General features: G+C 35.8%; 16 protein-coding genes and 1 tRNA gene. 13 read left to right on the top strand and 4 right to left on the bottom strand.

The genetic code is table 11. The annotated features are described in order from the left end of the window. Nucleotides 1-9 precede the first annotated feature (9 nt). Together plsY and dprA are read left to right on the top strand one after the other, a co-directional pair. Entirely contained in the window at nucleotides 10-642 is a 633-nt protein-coding gene (plsY, locus tag ACFIK6_RS04820; protein WP_375642055.1) for a glycerol-3-phosphate 1-O-acyltransferase PlsY, read from the top strand. Continuing rightward, nucleotides 599-1,831, top strand: a complete 1,233-nt coding sequence (dprA, locus tag ACFIK6_RS04815; RefSeq protein ID WP_375677424.1) for a DNA-processing protein DprA — start codon at nucleotides 599-601, stop codon at nucleotides 1,829-1,831. The genes plsY and dprA overlap by 44 nt, the downstream gene beginning before the upstream one ends. On the opposite strand, the gene ACFIK6_RS04810 is transcribed toward dprA, so the two are convergent. Next, nucleotides 1,761-1,967 (bottom strand): hypothetical protein, encoded by a 207-nt coding sequence (locus tag ACFIK6_RS04810; protein WP_005773510.1) that lies wholly within the window; start codon nucleotides 1,965-1,967, stop codon nucleotides 1,761-1,763. The genes dprA and ACFIK6_RS04810 overlap by 71 nt on opposite strands. 263 nt (nucleotides 1,968-2,230) lie before the next feature. Here ACFIK6_RS04810 and topA point away from each other — a divergent pair, with 263 nt between their 5' ends. From topA to ACFIK6_RS04775, 7 genes are all read left to right on the top strand, one after another. Next, nucleotides 2,231-4,804, top strand: a complete 2,574-nt coding sequence (gene topA, locus ACFIK6_RS04805) for a type I DNA topoisomerase (protein ID WP_375642057.1) — start codon at nucleotides 2,231-2,233, stop codon at nucleotides 4,802-4,804. Between the two features lie 3 nt (nucleotides 4,805-4,807). After that, nucleotides 4,808-7,084 (top strand): ribonuclease R, encoded by a 2,277-nt coding sequence (gene rnr / locus ACFIK6_RS04800; RefSeq protein WP_375642058.1) that lies wholly within the window; start codon nucleotides 4,808-4,810, stop codon nucleotides 7,082-7,084. A 373-nt stretch (nucleotides 7,085-7,457) separates the two neighbouring features. After that, entirely contained in the window at nucleotides 7,458-8,630 is a 1,173-nt protein-coding gene (locus tag ACFIK6_RS04795) for an MFS transporter (RefSeq protein WP_375642059.1), read from the top strand. Nucleotides 8,631-8,734: 104 nt separating this feature from the next. Then, complete coding sequence (rpmG, locus tag ACFIK6_RS04790; protein WP_004864083.1) at nucleotides 8,735-8,902, top strand: 50S ribosomal protein L33; 168 nt, start codon at nucleotides 8,735-8,737, stop codon at nucleotides 8,900-8,902. A gap of 330 nt (nucleotides 8,903-9,232) precedes the next feature. Next, a complete protein-coding gene (locus ACFIK6_RS04785) occupies nucleotides 9,233-9,790 on the top strand; it encodes a thermonuclease family protein (RefSeq protein WP_375677423.1) in 558 nt (185 codons plus the stop codon). A gap of 28 nt (nucleotides 9,791-9,818) precedes the next feature. After that, nucleotides 9,819-10,448: a uracil-DNA glycosylase family protein gene (locus ACFIK6_RS04780; protein WP_375677422.1), complete on the top strand. Its 630-nt coding sequence runs from the start codon at nucleotides 9,819-9,821 to the stop codon at nucleotides 10,446-10,448. Nucleotides 10,449-10,469: 21 nt separating this feature from the next. Next, the gene (locus ACFIK6_RS04775; RefSeq protein ID WP_015856433.1) at nucleotides 10,470-10,961 is read left to right on the top strand and encodes an Lrp/AsnC family transcriptional regulator; all 492 of its coding nucleotides are present in this window, start codon (nucleotides 10,470-10,472) and stop codon (nucleotides 10,959-10,961) included. Nucleotides 10,962-10,988: 27 nt separating this feature from the next. On the opposite strand, the gene cobT is transcribed toward ACFIK6_RS04775, so the two are convergent. The 3 genes from cobT to glpD form a co-directional block, all read right to left on the bottom strand. Further along, nucleotides 10,989-11,996: a nicotinate-nucleotide--dimethylbenzimidazole phosphoribosyltransferase gene (gene cobT / locus ACFIK6_RS04770; protein ID WP_375642062.1), complete on the bottom strand. Its 1,008-nt coding sequence runs from the start codon at nucleotides 11,994-11,996 to the stop codon at nucleotides 10,989-10,991. A 391-nt stretch (nucleotides 11,997-12,387) separates the two neighbouring features. Next, nucleotides 12,388-13,368 (bottom strand): tRNA dihydrouridine(20/20a) synthase DusA, encoded by a 981-nt coding sequence (gene dusA, locus ACFIK6_RS04765; RefSeq protein ID WP_375642063.1) that lies wholly within the window; start codon nucleotides 13,366-13,368, stop codon nucleotides 12,388-12,390. 701 nt (nucleotides 13,369-14,069) lie between these two features. Next, entirely contained in the window at nucleotides 14,070-15,599 is a 1,530-nt protein-coding gene (glpD, locus tag ACFIK6_RS04760; protein ID WP_375642064.1) for a glycerol-3-phosphate dehydrogenase, read from the bottom strand. Nucleotides 15,600-15,942: 343 nt separating this feature from the next. Here glpD and ACFIK6_RS04755 point away from each other — a divergent pair, with 343 nt between their 5' ends. The 4 genes from ACFIK6_RS04755 to ACFIK6_RS04740 all read left to right on the top strand — a co-directional run bounded on the left by ACFIK6_RS04755 (nucleotide 15,943) and on the right by ACFIK6_RS04740 (nucleotide 19,216). Then, entirely contained in the window at nucleotides 15,943-16,815 is an 873-nt protein-coding gene (locus ACFIK6_RS04755) for a DsbA family protein (RefSeq protein WP_375642070.1), read from the top strand. Between the two features lie 249 nt (nucleotides 16,816-17,064). Continuing rightward, nucleotides 17,065-17,562 (top strand): acetyl-CoA carboxylase biotin carboxyl carrier protein, encoded by a 498-nt coding sequence (accB, locus tag ACFIK6_RS04750; RefSeq protein WP_375642065.1) that lies wholly within the window; start codon nucleotides 17,065-17,067, stop codon nucleotides 17,560-17,562. A gap of 14 nt (nucleotides 17,563-17,576) precedes the next feature. Further along, nucleotides 17,577-18,935, top strand: a complete 1,359-nt coding sequence (accC, locus tag ACFIK6_RS04745; protein ID WP_375642066.1) for an acetyl-CoA carboxylase biotin carboxylase subunit — start codon at nucleotides 17,577-17,579, stop codon at nucleotides 18,933-18,935. A gap of 205 nt (nucleotides 18,936-19,140) precedes the next feature. After that, nucleotides 19,141-19,216 (top strand) — tRNA-Thr (locus ACFIK6_RS04740). Nucleotides 19,217-19,318: the final 102 nt, after the last annotated feature.

The raw sequence follows: 19,318 nt of genomic DNA, 5'->3' as shown, positions 1-19,318 counted from the left end.
AGATTCTTAATGAATGAAGCAAAAATATTTTTTCAGTCCACTCCATGGTTTATTTTCCTCATATCTTATTTCATTGGCTCGATTCCATTTGGTTTTCTTTTTACAAGATTATCCAAAATTGGTGATATAAGAACAATCGGTTCCGGCAATATTGGAGCAACAAATGTTTTACGAACAGGAAATAAAAAGCTTGCTGCTCTAACACTTCTTTGTGATATGTTGAAAGGAACTATTGTTGTTTTCGTTATAAAGTTTTTTAGTGATCCGCTAGACAATAGTATCCTTGTTTCTCTAGCGGGTTTTTTTGTTTTCTTAGGACATCTTTTCCCCGTATGGCTTAAATTTAAAGGTGGTAAAGGTGTTGCTACCTATCTAGGAGTCTGCTTAGGAATCTATTGGCCTGCAGCAATTATTTTTATTATTGTATGGATAACGATTTTTCTCCTCATGCGTTATTCTTCATTATCTGCACTTGTTGCTGTTACGATCACACCGATATTTGTTTTTTATTTTTCCGCTTCTTATTTCTATTGTATGCTGATTGTGATGAGCGTATTTGTGTTTATAAAACATTCTGCCAATATCGGTAGATTATTAATTGGGGAAGAAAGTAAGATTGGTACGCAACACGGAGATAAATAAAGGAATCCTACTTACTGATCGTCAACGTCTAAGCTGGTTACGGTTATTGCGCAGTGAAAATATTGGAGCTGTTAGTTTTCGTAATCTCATTGATCATTATAAAACAGCAGAAAATGCTCTAGCAGCGCTGCCAGAGCTTAGTAGAAAAGGTGGTGGTTCTGTATCTATTAAAATAGCAAGCTTAGAAGATGCAGAAAAAGAAATACAAAAAGCTAAAAGATTAGGTGTTCGGTTTATCGGTATGGGCGAACCAGATTATCCAGCTTTTCTTAAGGTTACAGAAGCCCCTCCGCCGCTTATTGCTATCAAAGGTAATGTTTCAATTTTTCAAAAAACTTCTATTGGAATTATAGGTTCTCGAAATGCTTCAGCCGCTGGAAAAAAGCTTACAGCTCAATTTGCGCGTTTTCTCGGAGAAGCAGATTTTGTAACAATTTCTGGGCTCGCTCGTGGAATTGATAGCGTTGCGCATCAAGCAAGTTTAAAAACAGGAACTGTTGCAGTCATGGCTGGGGGAATTGATCATATCTATCCTCCTGAAAATAAAAGGTTGCATGAAGATATTATCGCCAACGGTGGAGCCATCATCAGCGAAATGCCCATTTCTTGGAAGCCGCGCGCTATCGATTTTCCAAGAAGAAACCGTATTATTGCTGCTCTATCACTTGGTCTCTTGGTTGTAGAGGCAGCCCTGCGCTCAGGGTCCTTAATTACCGCACGTCAAGCAGCTGAAATGGGACGGTTAATTTTTGCCATTCCCGGTTCTCCACTTGATCCAAGATCTGTTGGTACAAACAATCTTATCAAGGACGGAGCTCTACTTACCACACATCCTTCTGACATTATAGAAACACTTACGCCATTAATTTCACCACTTCCAAATTCCCAACTCAATTTTTTTGAGGAACCATCCTCTTTACAACTTGAAAAGGAGAATTTTAATTTAGCAGATGAAAAAAACAGCAACCTCTCTTTAGCAGGTGATGATGCCGCACGTGCAGCAGTTCTCTCCGCTCTTTCAACAACGCCAATCGATTTAGACACACTAAGTATTCACTCAGGTGTTTCGCTCCCAACTCTCTACCTCTTATTGGTAGAACTCGACCTTGCGGGAAAGCTTATTCGACACTCTGGTGGTTGTGTGTCATTGTCGAATCTTGATCTTCCCCAAGAGCCTCAGCACTATTAATAATGCTTTGCCCTTCTTTGGCAACCATATCCAAAAGCAATGCTAAAAGCGGACTATGCGCCTGACGCGCCATCTGATTCATTTGCTTTGACATGTCTGTAATATATTGGATAACTTTTAAATGATTTATAAACATAATCCTCTATCCTTGAGCATTTCCCCTCCTACCTCTCAATAGACGTTATCTTAGTATTTCGCCGTATGTTTTTGTAATAACAGTGGAAAATAAATCGTGTAATTCTATATAGGGTGTATTCTAATAATAACAATCATAAGTTGTACAATATTCATGTTTTTTATATGGCTAATATTTTTTATGTGCTCTTAAGCAATTGTCATTAGCTATTCGCGTAAAAGGCGTTTATAAAAAAATTTTTATTTCAATATTTGGGTAAAATTATGAATATCGTTATCGTTGAATCTCCAGCAAAAGCAAAAACAATTAATAAATATCTTGGGTCTCAATACAAAGTTGTCGCATCATTTGGACATGTTCGTGATTTGCCTGCAAAAGATGGTTCTGTTTTACCAGATCAAGATTTTTCTATGAAATGGGATATAGATTCTGCTGCTGCTAAACGTTTAAATGAAATAGCAAAAGCCGTTAAAGAAGCCGATAGCCTTATATTAGCAACAGACCCTGATCGTGAAGGGGAAGCTATTTCTTGGCATATTCTGGATGTTCTTCGTCAAAAAAAAGTTTTAAAAGATAAACCTATCAAAAGAGTTGTCTTCAATGCCATCACCAAAAAATCTGTGCTTGATGCTATGAACAACCCACGTGATATTGATACATCACTTGTAGATGCCTATCTTGCACGTCGCGCTCTTGATTATCTCGTTGGTTTTACACTTTCACCTGTTTTATGGCGAAAACTCCCTGGTGCACGTTCAGCTGGACGCGTTCAATCGGTTGCTTTGCGCATTATTTGTGATCGTGAATCAGAAATAGAACATTTTATCAAAGAAGATTATTGGTCCATTACAACACAGTTAAAAACCCTCCGAAATGATAGTTTCCAAGCAAGATTGACAATGTTCAATCAAAGAAAAATAGGCAAGCTTGATATTCAATCTCAAGAACAAGCAGACCAAATTCGCTTTATGTTGGAGAAAGCCCAATATCATACACTCAGTGTTGAAGCAAAACCTACAAAGAGAAATCCTTTTCCTCCATTTACAACCTCCACACTACAACAAGCAGCTTCTTCAAAATTAGGATTTTCAGCTTCTCGCACTATGCAAATTGCCCAAAAGCTTTATGAAGGCATTGAAATTAATGGTGAAACAGCAGGTCTTATTACTTATATGCGTACCGATGGTGTGCAAATAGCACCAGAAGCTATTGATTCAGCACGAAAAGTTATTCATGAAACTTTCGGTAAAGACTATATTCCTGAAAAACCATGTTTTTATTCAACAAAGGCAAAAAATGCACAGGAAGCACACGAAGCGATCCGCCCAACAGATTTTCAACGCAATCCTAGTCAAGTCCGTAATTTTCTCGATAGCGATCAAGCAAAGCTCTATGAGCTGATATGGAAACGTGCTATTGCCAGCCAAATGCGTTCTGCTGAAATTGAACGTACAACTGTTGAAATTGAAGCACAGCAAGGAGAAAACCGTGCAAATCTACGAGCAACAGGATCTTTTATTCGCTTTGATGGCTTTATTTCCGTCTACACCGATCAACGAGACGAAGAAAATAATGAAGAAAATGAATCAACTCGTTTGCCACAAATAAACACTGGTGAAGCACTTACAAAAGAAAAAGTTGAATCTGTACAACATACCACAGAGCCCCCTTCTCGCTATTCTGAAGCTTCATTAATTAAAAAGCTTGAGGAATTAGGAATTGGTCGTCCTTCAACTTATGCCTCTACATTGGCGACATTGTGTGACCGTGGATATATTGTAATTGATAAACGAAAGCTTATTCCCGATGCTAAGGGCCGTATTGTTACAGCCTTTCTTGAAAATTTTTTTAATCGCTATGTAGAATATGGTTTCACAGCAGATCTTGAAGAAAAGCTGGATCTTATCTCTGATGGAAAACTTTCTTGGAAAGATGTATTGCGAGATTTTTGGGATGGATTTAATGCATCTATTCGCAATATCCAAGAGCTTCGTATAACCAATGTTCTTGATGTTTTAAATGTAACATTAGCACCTCTCGCCTTTCCGGAACGCGAAGATGGAAGTGATGTGCGTTCCTGTCCTCTTTGTAAAAGTGGTCAATTATCATTAAAACTCGGTCGTTATGGTGCTTTTGTTGGCTGTTCCAATTATCCCGAATGTAAATACACACGCCAACTTGGTACAGATATTGGAGAAGAGAATGAAGCTGTACGCAATGATGAACCTGTTATACTTGGTATTGACCCTGAAACAGGAAAAGATATCTCTCTTCGTAGTGGCCGGTTTGGTCCCTATATTCAACTTGGTGAAAGCAAAGAAGTTAAGCGTGCAGGACTACCAAAAGAATGGCAGGCAGAAAATGTAACCCTTGATAAAGCCTTGGCTTTACTATCCCTTCCCCGTGAAATTGGCATTCATCCCGAAACTGGAAAAATAATCACGGCTACGATTGGACGATATGGTCCCTATCTTAGCCATAACGGAAAATCTGCGCGCCTTCTTCATGCAGATGAAGTTTTTGATATTGGTATCAATCGCGCTGTTACAGTATTGGCAGAACAACAAGAAAACAAAACCAAGCAAAGCAGAACAACACCTGCAGCATTGGCAACATTAGGGGAGCATCCCGAAGGAGGAACCATTACTGTACGCAACGGGCGTTATGGTCCTTATGTCAATTGGGGTAAAATTAATGCAACATTGCCAAAAGATAAAGATCCCATTAGTGTAACACTTCCAGAGGCATTAGAGCTTATATCGGCTAAAGTATCGAGTAAAAAAACAACTTCAAAAAGAGCTTCTTCTAAAACAAAAGCAAAAATAAAAGAGACATAAATTTTGGCTAAAGGTGAAAAAAACATAAAATATCTCTCTTCATTCAAGGAGAAAAATTTTCCCAATAAGGAAGAAATCCTTTCCTTTATAAATGAGAATCCTAACCACTCAAGTAAAAGAGAAATCGCCAAAGCTTTTAACTTAAAAGGCGATTCTCGTATTTGGCTTAGAGATATATTACGTGAGTTGAAGGATCAAAATCTTATATCTAAACAGCGCAAAAAAGCAATAAACAAAGGAAAGTTATCTCCTGTTACTTTAGTAAAAATTAGCGGACGTGATAAAGATGGAAGTTTTATTGCACAACCTCTTGAATGGGACGATTCTCCAAAGCCCAATATTGAAATACACTCTTTTCATTACATAAAAGGAAGTAGTATTGGTGTTGGAGATCATATTCTTGTAAAAGTTTTTCGAAATAAAAATTCTGAAAGCTCAAGCCCCCCTTATACGGGACGAATTATTCGTAAAATTGATGTATCTCCCAAAAGTGCATTTGCTGTTGTACGAAAATTGGAAAATAATCAATGGCGCCTTGATCCTATAGACCGCAAAACCAATGAACTCATTGTTGAAATGTCTCCAGAAATGAAGGTTGAAATTGGTGATCTCGTTGAAGTCGAAATTAAAAAAAATACTGGTTACGGATTAAAGAGCGCAAAAATAAAGAATGTTTTAGGGCAGATTAAGAGTGAAAAAACACTCTCAATGATAGCGATTCTTTCGAAAGGAATTCCTTATATTTTTCCTGAAAGTGTTCTTGAGCAAGTCAAACATATCAAAGCTGCCAATATGGATAATCGTGAAGATTGGCGACAATTACCATTTATTACAATTGATCCACCAGATGCAAAAGATCATGATGATGCAGTTTATGCAACCAAGGATGAGGACCCAGAAAATAATGATGGTTGGATTATTATTGTAGCCATTGCAGATGTTTCTTACTATATCAAAACAGGAAGCGCTTTAGATAAAGAAGCATTGAAACGCGGAAATTCTGTTTATTTTCCCGATACCGTTGTGCCAATGTTACCTGAACGCCTTTCTCATGATTTATGTTCTCTGCGTGAAGGGAAAGAAAGACCAGCCTTAGCCGTTCGTATGATTTTTGATGCAAACGGTAATAAACGAAAACATAGTTTTCATCGTATTATGATTTGTGTAAGAGCGAAACTTTCTTATCAAGAAGTACAATTGGCAATTGACGGTAATATAAATAAAAAAACAGCCGCTCTTTTTGAGAGTATTTTGTATCCCTTATGGGAAGCCTATAGATGCCTTAAAGCTGCACGAAATCGTCGCCAACCACTAGAATTAGAAATAGCAGAAAAAAAGATTATTCTTGATCAAAATGGCTGCATAAAAGATGTTGTGAGTGAAACACCGTTAGAAGCACATCGTTTAATTGAAGAGTTTATGATACAAGCCAATATTGCAGCTTCTGAAACATTAAAACAACATCACCAGCCCCTTATTTATCGGACTCATGATAAACCCTCTCTTGCAAAACAAGAAATATTGCGGAATTTTCTTCAAAGTTTAGGGATATCACTCTCTAAAAGTGCTGAATTGACATCAGCACGTCTTAATAGAATTTTAGAAAAAGTCGCTCATACTCAACAACAAGAACTGGTCAATCAAGTTATTTTGCGTTCACAATCACAAGCAGAATACAACCCTAAAAATATCGGCCACTTTGGTTTAAACCTACATAATTACACACATTTTACATCCCCCATCCGTCGTTATGCTGATCTTATTATTCATCGAGCACTCATTAAAGCTCTCAAATTAGGAAATGATCAATTAACAGATACACAAGAACAAAATCTTACAGAAATTGCTACGCAAATTTCTTTATACGAGCGCCGTGCAATGATGGCTGAAAGGGAAACTATTGATCGGCTTGTTGCTCACTATTTAACGAATAAAATTGGCCGTATTTTTACAGGTCGCATTTCCGGAGTTACAAAAGCAGGTCTTTTTATCTCACTTGATAAACTCAATACAGATGGTTTTGTCCATATTTCTACACTTAAAAATGATTATTATCATTTTGATGAAGCGCAACATGTTCTTGTAGGACAGCGTAGCCATAAAGGCTATCAGCTCAGTGATGTTGTAGAAGTAAAACTTATAACGGTACAACCTTTTGCTGGCGCTTTATGCTTTGAGCTCTTAACAAAACCTCGTCCAATAAAATTTTCATCAACATCCTACCATAAAAACAAATTAAAAAAACAAAAGCATACTTTTTATGGGAGCAGAAAATATTAATTAAAAACAAAAAACATTTTTATAATTTTTATTGTCTTATTTTTTTGTATTAAAGTATAAAAATTTTTATTAAAAATTTTAAACTTATTGATATCACTACTAAACATAATATAAATAACAAAGGAATAATATATAATGAATTTTTTCTAAGAAAATAGATATAATCTTTAGTATTTGTATTGTTTTATATATACAATTTTCTTTATCATATAGGAGGACATCTTTTATTATTATATCTATAATAACCATATAAAAATCTTGCAGTTTTTTATACTCAGGAAATGAGAGAAACTGCAAAAGATAGTTTGGGATTCCTTTCATTTCAGCTCATCTTTTCATTGTTTAAATAAACAAAGTACCTTAAGCCATTCTCATGAAAAAAAAAGCTTTTGACTCTCAAAACAATTCTTTGCGTGCAATTATTGCAGCTATTGCAACCATTGGCACTGTTGGAACAGCATTGGCAATGGGAACACAACTTGTTTCTCTTCTTATGGCAGAGAAAGGTATTTCCAATAGTATGATCGGCTATAGTGGAACTGTTGGTGGAATTGCCACAATTGTTGCAGCTATTTTTACGTCTCGAATTGCCTTATGCTTAGGCATCGCTCAAACAATATTGCTTATGATGGCGATAGGATCTTTAAGTTTTTTAGGATTCTATTTTTTTGATCCCATATGGGTTTGGTTTATTTTAAAGTTTATATTACATTTCAGCATGACAGTTATGTTTATCCTATCAGAGTTTTGGATCAACAGTTATGCTCCCCCCAAAAAACGCGGTTTAATTCTTTCTATTTATGCTATTGTCTTAGGATTAGGGTTTGTGATAGGTTTAATGCTGTTAGCGAAAGTGGGAACACAGGGATTTATTCCTTTTGCTGTTGGATATGGCCTTATTATACTTGCTACTATACCAATTCTTGCAGCTTGGAAATTAAGTCCGGAATTTCAAAAAAAACAATATACGTCATTTTTTCGTTATCTTTTTCACGTTCCAAGCGCAATGGTGGCCGTCTTTATTTACGGGGCCATTCAAATGGGCGTATTAACTCTTATAATACCCTTTAGTTTATCCATTGGTTATAATGAGAATGAAGCAGCATACTTTATGGCAACCCTTGCTCTTGGGAATGTGTTCCTCTTAATTCCTATCAGCATTATAAGCGATTATGCCAAAGATCGACGCTACCCGCTGTTAAGTTGTGCTATCTTAGGCTTTGTGGGAACTTTTATAATACCATGGGTTCTTCAATATCCATGGATTCTGATGCTTGATCTGTTCCTTCTTGGTGGTGTATCAGCGAGCCTTTATACAATTAGTCTTGCACATCTAGGGGCACGTCTCAAAGGACAAGAACTTGCTGCTGCCAATTCTGCTTTTATTTTTTGCTATGGAATTGGTATGCTCATCGGGCCGACCTTTATCGGAAAATCCATGGATATCTTTAATCCCTTCGGTTTTTCAATAGCTATGGCTGTTTTTTTCAGTTTATATGTCATTTTTGTATTTGTCCAACTTATGAGAAAATTAATCAGCTCTTGACTTTTTTGAGAACATCCGTAGTGTTACTGGAAAATCTGATGACATCAGAAATAGGTTTTGATAGCAAGATAATATTTTTTCAGTATAAATAGGGTTCTTACATTATGGCTAAAGCAGCAACCATTAAGATCAAGCTTTTATCGACTGCAGATACAGGTTTTTTCTATGTAACAAAGAAAAACAGCCGTACAATGACAGATAAAATGAGCAAGCGTAAATATGATCCAGTTGTAAAAAAACACGTTGAATTTAAAGAAACGAAAATTAAGTAAATAGAATTATCATTGAATTGATAGATTTTATACTCCAAAAGCAATGTGGGGGCATTGCTTCTCAAAGTTATTTTTTTAGGGGTGTTTTTTGTTTCCTTGTTTTAAAAAAATGCTTTATAAATTTGTATGTTTTGTGCGAATTTGGATAAGTTGATTTATTATTTAAGTTGCTTACATATATTCTACATGAGTATTGATTATTGTGCTATCTAACGAGATTTTTTTCATTAAAACGAGACATTGTTTCGTCATATAAATGGAATTTCGGACGAATTATAAGCAATACTAAAATAGAGTGCGTTATAATAATGTTAGCAGTTTCTTGGTTTCATGAAAAAAATTTCTCATTTTAATCTAAGAAGTTTAAAAAAAATTACCGGTTTCAGTATTTTTGTCGCTGCTAGCTTTCTTATCGTTATGTCAATTTATTTTAAGCAAAACCAGCAGTTGCCTCAAAAAGAAAATTTTTCTTCTCAAAACTTTGTTAAAGGAAATGCACTAATCATTGATGGTGATTCTATCATGATTTCTTCAATTAGGATTCGACTTGCTGGAATTGATGCTCCTGAACTCCACCAATTTTGTGGAAAAAAGGAGAAACGCTATCCTTGCGGGCTTGAGGCAAAAAAATATTTAGAAAAACTAATAGAAAATCAAACTGTTACATGTCTCTGGCATAAAACAGACCAATACCGTCGTATCCTTGCAACATGTAAAACAAAACAAGTTAGCAATATCAACGCGACGCTTGTACATAATGGTTGGGCTGTAAGTTATTATGAATATCCCAAAGAAGAACAAGAAGCTAGAAGGAAAAAGAAAGGAATATGGGCATCAAGTTTTCAACGACCAAAAGAATGGCGCAAAGCAAATCCTCGCACAGAATAAGAAAAATATTTTTTAATTTCATTAAATAATGAAACGATGTAGCCAAATTATCAAACTTGAAAAAGAGATCTATTCCTGTCGTGTTTGTATCCAACAACCCCATTATTTTCCTCCTCTTCCTCACGAACCAAATCCCGTCGTTTATTTATCCAATACGGCTTCGATTGCAATTGCAGGACAAGCACCGGGATTGCGTGTCCATGAAACTTCTATCCCTTTTAATGATCGCTCTGGCGAAAGGCTGCGTGATTGGCTGGGGGTAACGAAAGAAGAATTTTATAATAGATCTCTTTTTGCTATTGTTCCTATGGGATTTTGTTTTCCAGGTTATGACAAAAATAAAGCTGATTTACCACCGAGACGTGAATGTCGAGAAATATGGCATGAAAAGATATTTCAAGCGATGCCTCAAATAAAGCTTGTTCTTGCTATTGGCAGTTATGCGCAAAAATGGCATATTACGGAATTAAAACATAAAACTGTTTCAGCAACCGTTAGTGATTGGAGAAATATTCTTTCCATCTCCCAACCTCGAGGCTATAATGTTATGCCTTTACCTCATCCATCATGGCGAAATACTTCTTGGTTACGGAAAAATCCATGGTTTAATGATGAGCTTATTATATATCTGCGTTGTTTAGTGCGTAAATTTTTATAAATTAAAATATTGAGAAAAAATATGGATCGTCTTGATAGAAAAATTTTACATCTTTTGCAAGAAAATGCAACACTTTCTGTTGCTGATATTGCTAAAAAAGTAGGACTTTCGACCACTCCTTGCTGGCGTAGAATTCAAAAACTTGAAGAAGATGGCGTCATTCAGCGTCGTGTTGCCGTTCTTTCTCCAGAAAAAGTAAATGCGCATGTCACTGTTTTTGTGTCTATTCGCACGAACACACACAGTCATGAATGGTTTAAGCGTTTTTCAAAAATTGTACAAGAATTCCGTGAAGTCATTGAATTTTATCGAATGAGTGGAGATATTGACTATTTATTGCGTGTTGTTGTGCCCAACATTGAAGCTTATGATCTTTTTTATAAAAAATTAATTTCTAAAATTGACATCCGTGATGTCTCATCTTCTTTTGCAATGGAACAGATTAAATATACAACGGAACTTCCACTTAACTATATTAAATTACACGACAAGACGCATGAACAAAACTCTTAAGAGTTTTTTATATCGTCTCATTATCTTTTAGGCATTCAAACTTTCTTGTTTAAAAACCACCATTTGTGCATGTGTTAAAACAGCAGCTTTGACAATACCAGCTGCCATAGCAGCTCCTGTCCCTTCACCAAGACGCATCCCCAAATCCAGAAGTGGTTCTTTGCCAATTTTTTTTAAAAGTTTACGATGAGCTGTCTCAGAAGAAACATGTCCAACAAGGGTATGATCAAGAGCTTTTGGATGCATTTTATAAAGGACCGCTGCAGCTGCTGTTGCCACAAAACCATCTAAAATAACGGGTATTTTTTCTATTCTTGCTGCTAAAATAGCACCAACCATAGCAGCGATTTCACGTCCTCCTAAGCGACGCATTATCTCAAAAGGATCATTTAAATAATCCTTATGCAAAGAAATGGCTGTCTTAACCGCTGCAATTTTACGCTGATAAAAATCATCTTCTGATTCCATACCATTTTCTGTCCATTCTTCCACTTCTCCTCCAAACAATGCTAAGCATAAAGCTGAAGCTATTGTTGTGTTTCCAATTCCCATTTCTCCAATACATAAAAGATCTGTCCCACCCGCAATGGATTCCATTCCAAATGCCATTGTAGCAGCTGCACTCCGCTCATCCATTGCGGCATCCTTCGTAATATTCATTGTTGGATATTCCAATGCTAAATCAAAAATTTTTAATCCAAGATCATAAGCAATACAAATTTGATTGATAGCAGCTCCACCAGATGCAAAATTTTGCACCATCTTTTGTGTCATAGATTGTGGAAATGGTGTAACATTTTCTTCTACTATACCATGGTTTCCAGAAAAAATAGCGACTAAAGGTCGCGTTACGATAGGTTTTTCTGTTCCCCTCCATCCCGCATACCAAACAGCAATATCTCCCAGTTTTCCCAATGTTCCTTGCTCTTTTGTTAAGTTCTTTTGCCGTTTTTTTGCCAAAATTATAGAAAACTCATCAGCAACAGGTAAATTTGTAAGCAAAGCACGAAAATCATCAAATGGACTAGCGGTCATAAGGATACCTTTTAAAATCTACAATGTTTATGAAAATCACGTCATATATACAGGATATGAATAATTTATTGTTTTTTTAACAGTGCTTTAAAAAAGTTAAATATTATGAAAGCAATGATTTCTATATTCTATTTTCTAATCAAATAACGAACATGAAAGATTTAAAATATTATCAATATGTTATTACTATTTTTACATCATGCTCTTAACCTATTTCTCTATTCAATAGGAGCAATCAGCATGTTGTTTAATACATAAATTCTAACACTCCTCCTATAACAAAAGTTATAAACTTTCAAAAACTTATAAAATTGAAAGGATCAAAATTATCGCAAAGAAATCAAAACGCAAAGGATCTCAACTTTAATATATGTTAATTGTCAGGCTGTTATTAAATAAGAGCATAAAAAGCTTCTTTTAAAATAGATATATCTGCATTTGGTTTTGTCGCATCATTTGATAATATTTGCCGCCATCGACGTGCTCCACCCCGCCCATGAAATAAACCAATCATGTGACGCGTCACATGAGAAAGCCGCCCCCCCGATGCAATATGTCGAGCGGCATAATCACACATAACCTCAATAAGATCACTCTCACTCAGATTATTTTGCGCCTCATCATAGAGTTCAAAATCAATATGTTTTAACAAAGCTGGATCATGATAAACTTGGCGACCAAGCATGACAGCATCACAGAACGTTAAGTGTTCTTTGATCTCATCAATTGATTTAATTCCACCATTTATCCCAATGAATTTATGGGGATATTTACGTTTTAATTTATAAACCCTTTCATAATTAAGGGGCGGAATATTGCGATTTTCTTTCGGACTCAATCCTTGTAGCCATGCCTTGCGTGCATGTATCCAAAGTGCATCACATCCAGCATTCCAAACCTGATTAGCCAAAAGATCTAACGCTAACTCTTCGTCTTGTTTATCCACTCCAATCCGACATTTGACAGTTACAGGTATAGTAACCTCTCGTTTCATCGCTTCCACGGCATTTGCCACAATGTCTGGATGTAGCATCAAACAAGCCCCAAAGACACCTGCTTGAACACGATTTGATGGGCAACCGACATTGAGATTTATTTCGTTGTAGCCAAAATCTTCAGCAATTCGTGCAGCTTCTGCTAACTTTTTCGGATCTGCCCCCCCTAATTGTAAGGCAACTGGACGTTCTTTATCGCTAAAAGCCAACAATTGTTCGCGAACACCATGAATGACAGCATCTGCGACCATCATTTCCGTATAAAGAAGTGCTTTTTTCGTTAAAAGGCGATAAAAAAACCTGCAATGTCGATCTGTCCAGTCCAACATTGGTGCTACTGCAAATTTTATAGGCGATGGAAGGTTATAAAATATCATGAGGGTATTACTCTCATATCCCTATAGCTCTCTCTTTATACATAGAAGTATACATAGAAAAATACTTACTTTTAGTTTATGGAAAGTTTCATTCTCTTATACTATCATGAGTATAATAACAGCCCATTATCTTCAATTGATATAAAAGTTTACTACAATCAATGATGATAAAACACAATATCGCATTTTTCATCGATTAGCGTTCAAGTATATAAACATGAAAAAAGAAGATTTTCACTACAATACAAAAAACTCATTTACAAATTCTTCTTACGCTCATCAAGCTTCTATCCTTACATGATTTAGCACAGCGTTTAAGATAATAAATGATAAACTAACACATTATACAATTTTTCATGATAGATTTAATTTTCTTTAGATTTTTTTAACTTATTGTGCAAATAAACGCTACAGAAAGTAATTTTATCTTCTCCTTAAGAAAAAACAAAAATCCTTATTTCACACAATTATAAATCATTTTTCTCAATGAGTTATTCTTGGTAATATTCTTGGATTTCGTTTTATAAGATTGACAAACTTCACTTTAAATATTCCATCTAATTTTGCCATTTTATGATTCTTGCAAAACTAAAATTAGGGTATAGACAACCATTATCTTTTTAATATGCATGACTGACATCAGTATTTTTTGAAGGAAAATATTTTACAATCTTGCAGATAAAATCTGTAAAATGAAATGATCACAAACGTTGTTCAATCTCTTGTTGGCTTTGCATATAGGAAGAAAGAGTATCAACCTCTTGCTCATTAAAGAGGAGACCAAGTTTTGAACGACGCCATAACACATCTTCACATACTTTAGCCCATTCTTTTTCCATCAACCACTTTACTTCTACTTCATAAAGCCCATGTCCAAAATCTTTTCCTCTATTTGCCTTACCATGTGCAAAGATCACCAATGCTTCCGTACCATAGGAGCGTGCAAGTCTGCGATGTGTGAAAGCATCTAAATCTGGCATCAAAAGAGCAATCCTATTTTCGATTGTATCTAATTTGTTATAGGGAAAATCACCCCCTGGAAGTACTGCCTTAGCCGTCCATGATGCTCCCTTTTTACCAAGCTCTTTTTCAACAAATTTCATCGCATCTTCAGCCAACTTACGGTAAGTTGTAATCTTTCCACCATAAAGATTAAGAATCTTTGGTGTCGTTCCTGTTCCCATTTCTTTTAAAACATAATCGCGCGTAATTTCTTGTGCTTTCGAAGCTCCATCATCATAGAGTGGACGAACTCCAGAATAAGACCAGACAATTGTTTCAGACAACACTGGTTGTATGAAATATTCACTGGCTGCTGCACAAATATAATCAATTTCTGCATCAGTAATATGAACGTCAGCCGGATCTCCTTGATAATTACAATCTGTTGTTCCAAGCAAGGTAAACTCTTCTTGATACGGAATAGCAAATATAATACGTCCATCACCATTTTGAAAAATATAAGCACGATCATGAGTATAAAGCTTTGGAACCAAAATATGAGAACCTCTAACAAGCCGTACTGGTGGATGTTCTTTACAGTCTAATATACTTGCCAAAACATGATCAATCCAAGGTCCCGTCATATTCGCGACATAAGAAGCTGTGACACTGTATTCTTTACTACTTAACTTGTCTTGCAGAACGATACGCCATTTATTGTCTTCGTTTTTTAAAGAGAGAACTTCTGTTCGTACTTTTATATCAGCGCCCCATTTTTCTGCATCACGAGCATTGCCAATAACTAAACGCGCATCATCTACTCTTGCATCAGAATATTCAAAACCTCTCTGATATTCTTTCTTCAGTGTAGAGCAAAATTTTTTTGAAAAATTAATCGTTTTACTGCGCCACAATTTCTGATTCCAATTCCCTAAATAATCATAAATAAAAAGTCCAAAACGCAACATCCACGCAGGGCGCAATTCTTTATGATAAGGAAGAAGAAAACGCAAAGGACGCACAATATGTGGAGCCATACGTAAAATGATCTCGCGTTCTTTCAATGCTTCACGAACAAGTTTAAACTCATAGTGTTCAAGATAACGAAGCCCACCATGAATAAGCTTTGTTGACGCACTTGAGGTCCCAGATGCAAGATCGTTCATTTCAGCCAATCCCACTTTAAATCCGCGTCCTGCTGCATCCCTTGCCAATCCACACCCATTTATCCCTCCCCCAATGATAAACAGTTCATAATGTGTTGTGGTTTTCATAATTTCACTTTTCATTATTTAAGTTTGTTTCTCAGTACTCAATAAAGCAATAGGAAAAAATAATACAAGTGTTCTTTATTGTATTATCAATGTACTTTTCCTAAAATAAACACGCACAAAAAGCTTTTGATACCCTTATACATCAAAACAACATTTGACAAATTAAAGAGATTTTTTTTATCTTTTACAAAACATAATCTTTGCCAAGCCACGGTTCATCATATGAAATCTTTTTAGAGAAAAATTGATGTTTTTTCTCATTTTTAAATACACACTATAGCCAAATGCTTTATTGCACATAGATAGCGCTTTTCATATAGTTCACTCAATGGCACCTAGAAAATATGAAGGTATACAGATGACTTATCACTCTCAAAACTCGAAAATAACACTTCTTTCAAAAATTTTAGTCCCAGTTATGTCGAGTATTTTAATCTTTTTACCTTCCTTATCAAACGCAACATCACACTCAAAAACAGAAAATCATTTAAGCTTAGAAAAGCTTAAAACACAACTTTTGGAAGATTCTAGCTTTTTATCTAAGCTTAAAGAAAAAGTGGTACCACATACTGATTCTCATCATATTCAACAAATTGTCAGAGAGTATCTTCTTACTCATCCAGAAATTCTGATTGAAATGCAGCTTATTCTTCAAGATAAACTGGAAAAACAGAATGAATACGAAAACCAAATACAAACTTCTGTCATTCATTTATTAGAGAAAGAAATTTTTCATTCTCCTCATGACGCTGTTTTGGGAAACCAAAATGGTAAAAGAGTGCTTGTCAATTTTTTTGATTACAACTGTGGATATTGTAAAACTTCCTATTCATATATAGAAGACTTGATAAAAGAATATCCAGATTTAAAGGTTATTATCAAGGATTTACCAATTTTAAGCTCTGATTCTATAGCGGCCCATACTGTCGCCTACGCATTTCGGAAACAATTCCCAGAGAAATATCCTCAGTTTCACAAAACTCTTTTAGTGTATCAGGGTCGTGCAAATGAAGCTAAAGCTATTAAAGTAGCTGTTTCATTAGGAGCAGATGAAAAAAAACTACGTAATGCAATAAAAGATCCCACTCTGCAAAACGCTTTTAAAGAAAATATCCAAATTGCCTCTAAACTTCATATTACGGGAACACCTTCTTACATCATTGGTAATAAAATATTCATTGGCGCAGCTAGGCAAGATATTCTAAAACAAGCGATAGACAATACACGGTGAATACCTGATCGTTTTAGGAAGAATACTGTAAATGAGGTAATTTTATGCTTTCTCTTTTTTGATAACCGGCTTATAAGTGCAATTTTGCGTAAAGCAGATACGAGTTTTAAATTGCAAAGCATAATAATTTAAAAGCATAATAATTTAAAGGAAATAAAAATCTTTAAAGCCTCAAAAGATGTCATCCCTAATCTAGAGATATTCTGTCATAAAATGACGATCTTCATTGATCAAGGAGTTAGAAATAAAATGGCAATAAAAAAAATGGATTCGGCAAAAACCGCAATTGATACGAAAATTATTCGTGATCTTGCTGAAATTTTGAATGATACAAATTTAACGAACATTGAAGTTGAACAAGGTGAGCTTCGTATTTGTGTCTCACGCCAAAATACCTTCACTTCTTCTGAACAAGCAATCTATGCGCCTGTTTCTACTCCTACTTTTTCTGTAACATCTTCTCCAGTCCCAACAACTGAATCTCCTATACAATCTATCCAAGAAGATAAATCAAAAAACACAATAACCTCTCCAATGGTTGGAACAGCTTATCTTGCACCTTCACCAGGCGCGCAACCTTTTGTAGAAGTAGGACAAAATGTTTCTGAAGGAGAGACATTACTTATTATTGAAGCCATGAAAACAATGAATCAAATTTCATCACCACGCTCAGGCACGGTAACCACTGTTCTTGTCAAAGATGGACAACCTGTTGAATTTGGTGAACCACTTATTATTGTTGAATAAAGCGAGGGGCGACCATGATTCGAAAAATCCTCATTGCTAATCGGGGAGAAATTGCTCTTCGCGTTTTACGTGCATGTAAAGAACTTGGCATAAAAACCGTAGCTGTTCACTCTACCGCTGATGCAGATGCTATGCATGTTCGTCTTGCTGACGAAAGTGTTTGTATTGGCCCTCCTCCTGCTCGCGATTCTTATTTGAGTATTCAGCAAATTATTGCTGCTTGCGAAATTACAGGAGCTGATGCTGTTCATCCAGGTTATGGCTTTCTTTCTGAAAATGCAAAATTTGCAGATGTTCTAGAAGCCCATGATATTACATTCATCGGTCCAACAGCTACTCATATCCGAATCATGGGCGATAAAATCGAAGCAAAGAAAACGGCCCAAAAACTTGGTATTCCTGTAGTTCCAGGTTCAGATGGAGCAGTCACTGAAGAATCAGATGCTTTACGCACTGCTCGTGAAATTGGTTATCCAGTTATTATCAAAGCTTCTGCCGGTGGTGGTGGACGTGGTATGAAAGTCGTTCATTCTGAACAAGAATTTTCTATAGCTCTCAAAACAACACGTTCAGAAGCGAAAGCTGCTTTTGGTGATGACGCTGTTTATATAGAGAAATATTTAGAAAAACCCCGTCATATTGAAATTCAAGTCATAGGTGATGGTGCGGGAAATGCTATTCATTTAGGAGAACGCGATTGTTCACTTCAACGACGGCATCAAAAAGTATGGGAAGAAGCTACGTCACCTGCACTTAATGAAACTGAACGGAAAAAAATTGGCAGTATTGTTGCAAATGCCTGTGCCCAACTTGGATATCGTGGAGCTGGTACTATTGAGTTTCTTTATGAAAATGGCGAATTTTATTTTATTGAAATGAATACGCGTTTACAAGTGGAACATCCTGTAACTGAAGCTATTACAGGTATAGATTTAGTCCATGAACAAATCCATATTGCATCAGGCTGCAAGCTTTCAGTGACACAAGATGATGTCTGTTTTTCTGGTCATGCCATTGAATGCCGTATTAATGCAGAAGATCCTATTAACTTTACGCCATCACCTGGAACTATTACACATTTTCATACACCTGGAGGTTTAGGGATTCGTGTTGATTCTGGCGCTTATTCAGGTTACCGTATCCCTCCTTATTATGATAGCATGATTGGCAAGCTGATTGTTCATGGACGTACCCGTTTAGAATGTATGATGCGTTTACGGCGTGCTTTAGACGAATTTGTCGTGGATGGGATAAAAACTACACTACCTCTTTTTCGCGATCTTATTAATAATCAAGATATTGCTGATGGTAATTATAATATTCACTGGCTAGAAAAATACCTTGCTCATCAATCAAAGTCTTCAGATTCGTAATTCGATAGCAAAATGGTGAATTCTTATAAAAGATTCTATAAGATATCAGCATAAGGATAATTCCAACCTTCTTGTAAAAATTGGTAAAAGAGGAAATAAGTTGGTTATTTTTTTATTTGTTATATAGTTTCCTTTTAATATGTACAAAATTTGATAATTTTCTGTTTTCCTTTTTGTAAGTTTGTGCTAACTCCTACATGGTTACGCCCTTATAGCTCAGTTGGTAGAGCACCTGATTTGTAATCAGGGGGTCGGGAGTTCGAGTCTCTCTGGGGGCACCATTTTTTATTTTTAACATATTGAAATATATAGATTTTTTCTTTAAATAGCCATTTTCAGACCACCTTTTAGACCACCTTCTACAGTTTATATAATTTTACCTA

The sequence above is a fragment of the Bartonella sp. AS69XJJH genome, from assembly GCF_042195585.1.
GTDB lineage: Bacteria > Pseudomonadota > Alphaproteobacteria > Rhizobiales > Rhizobiaceae > Bartonella.
Note: the sequence above shows the minus strand (reverse complement) of the source record. Positions and strands in the feature narration are given on the sequence as shown.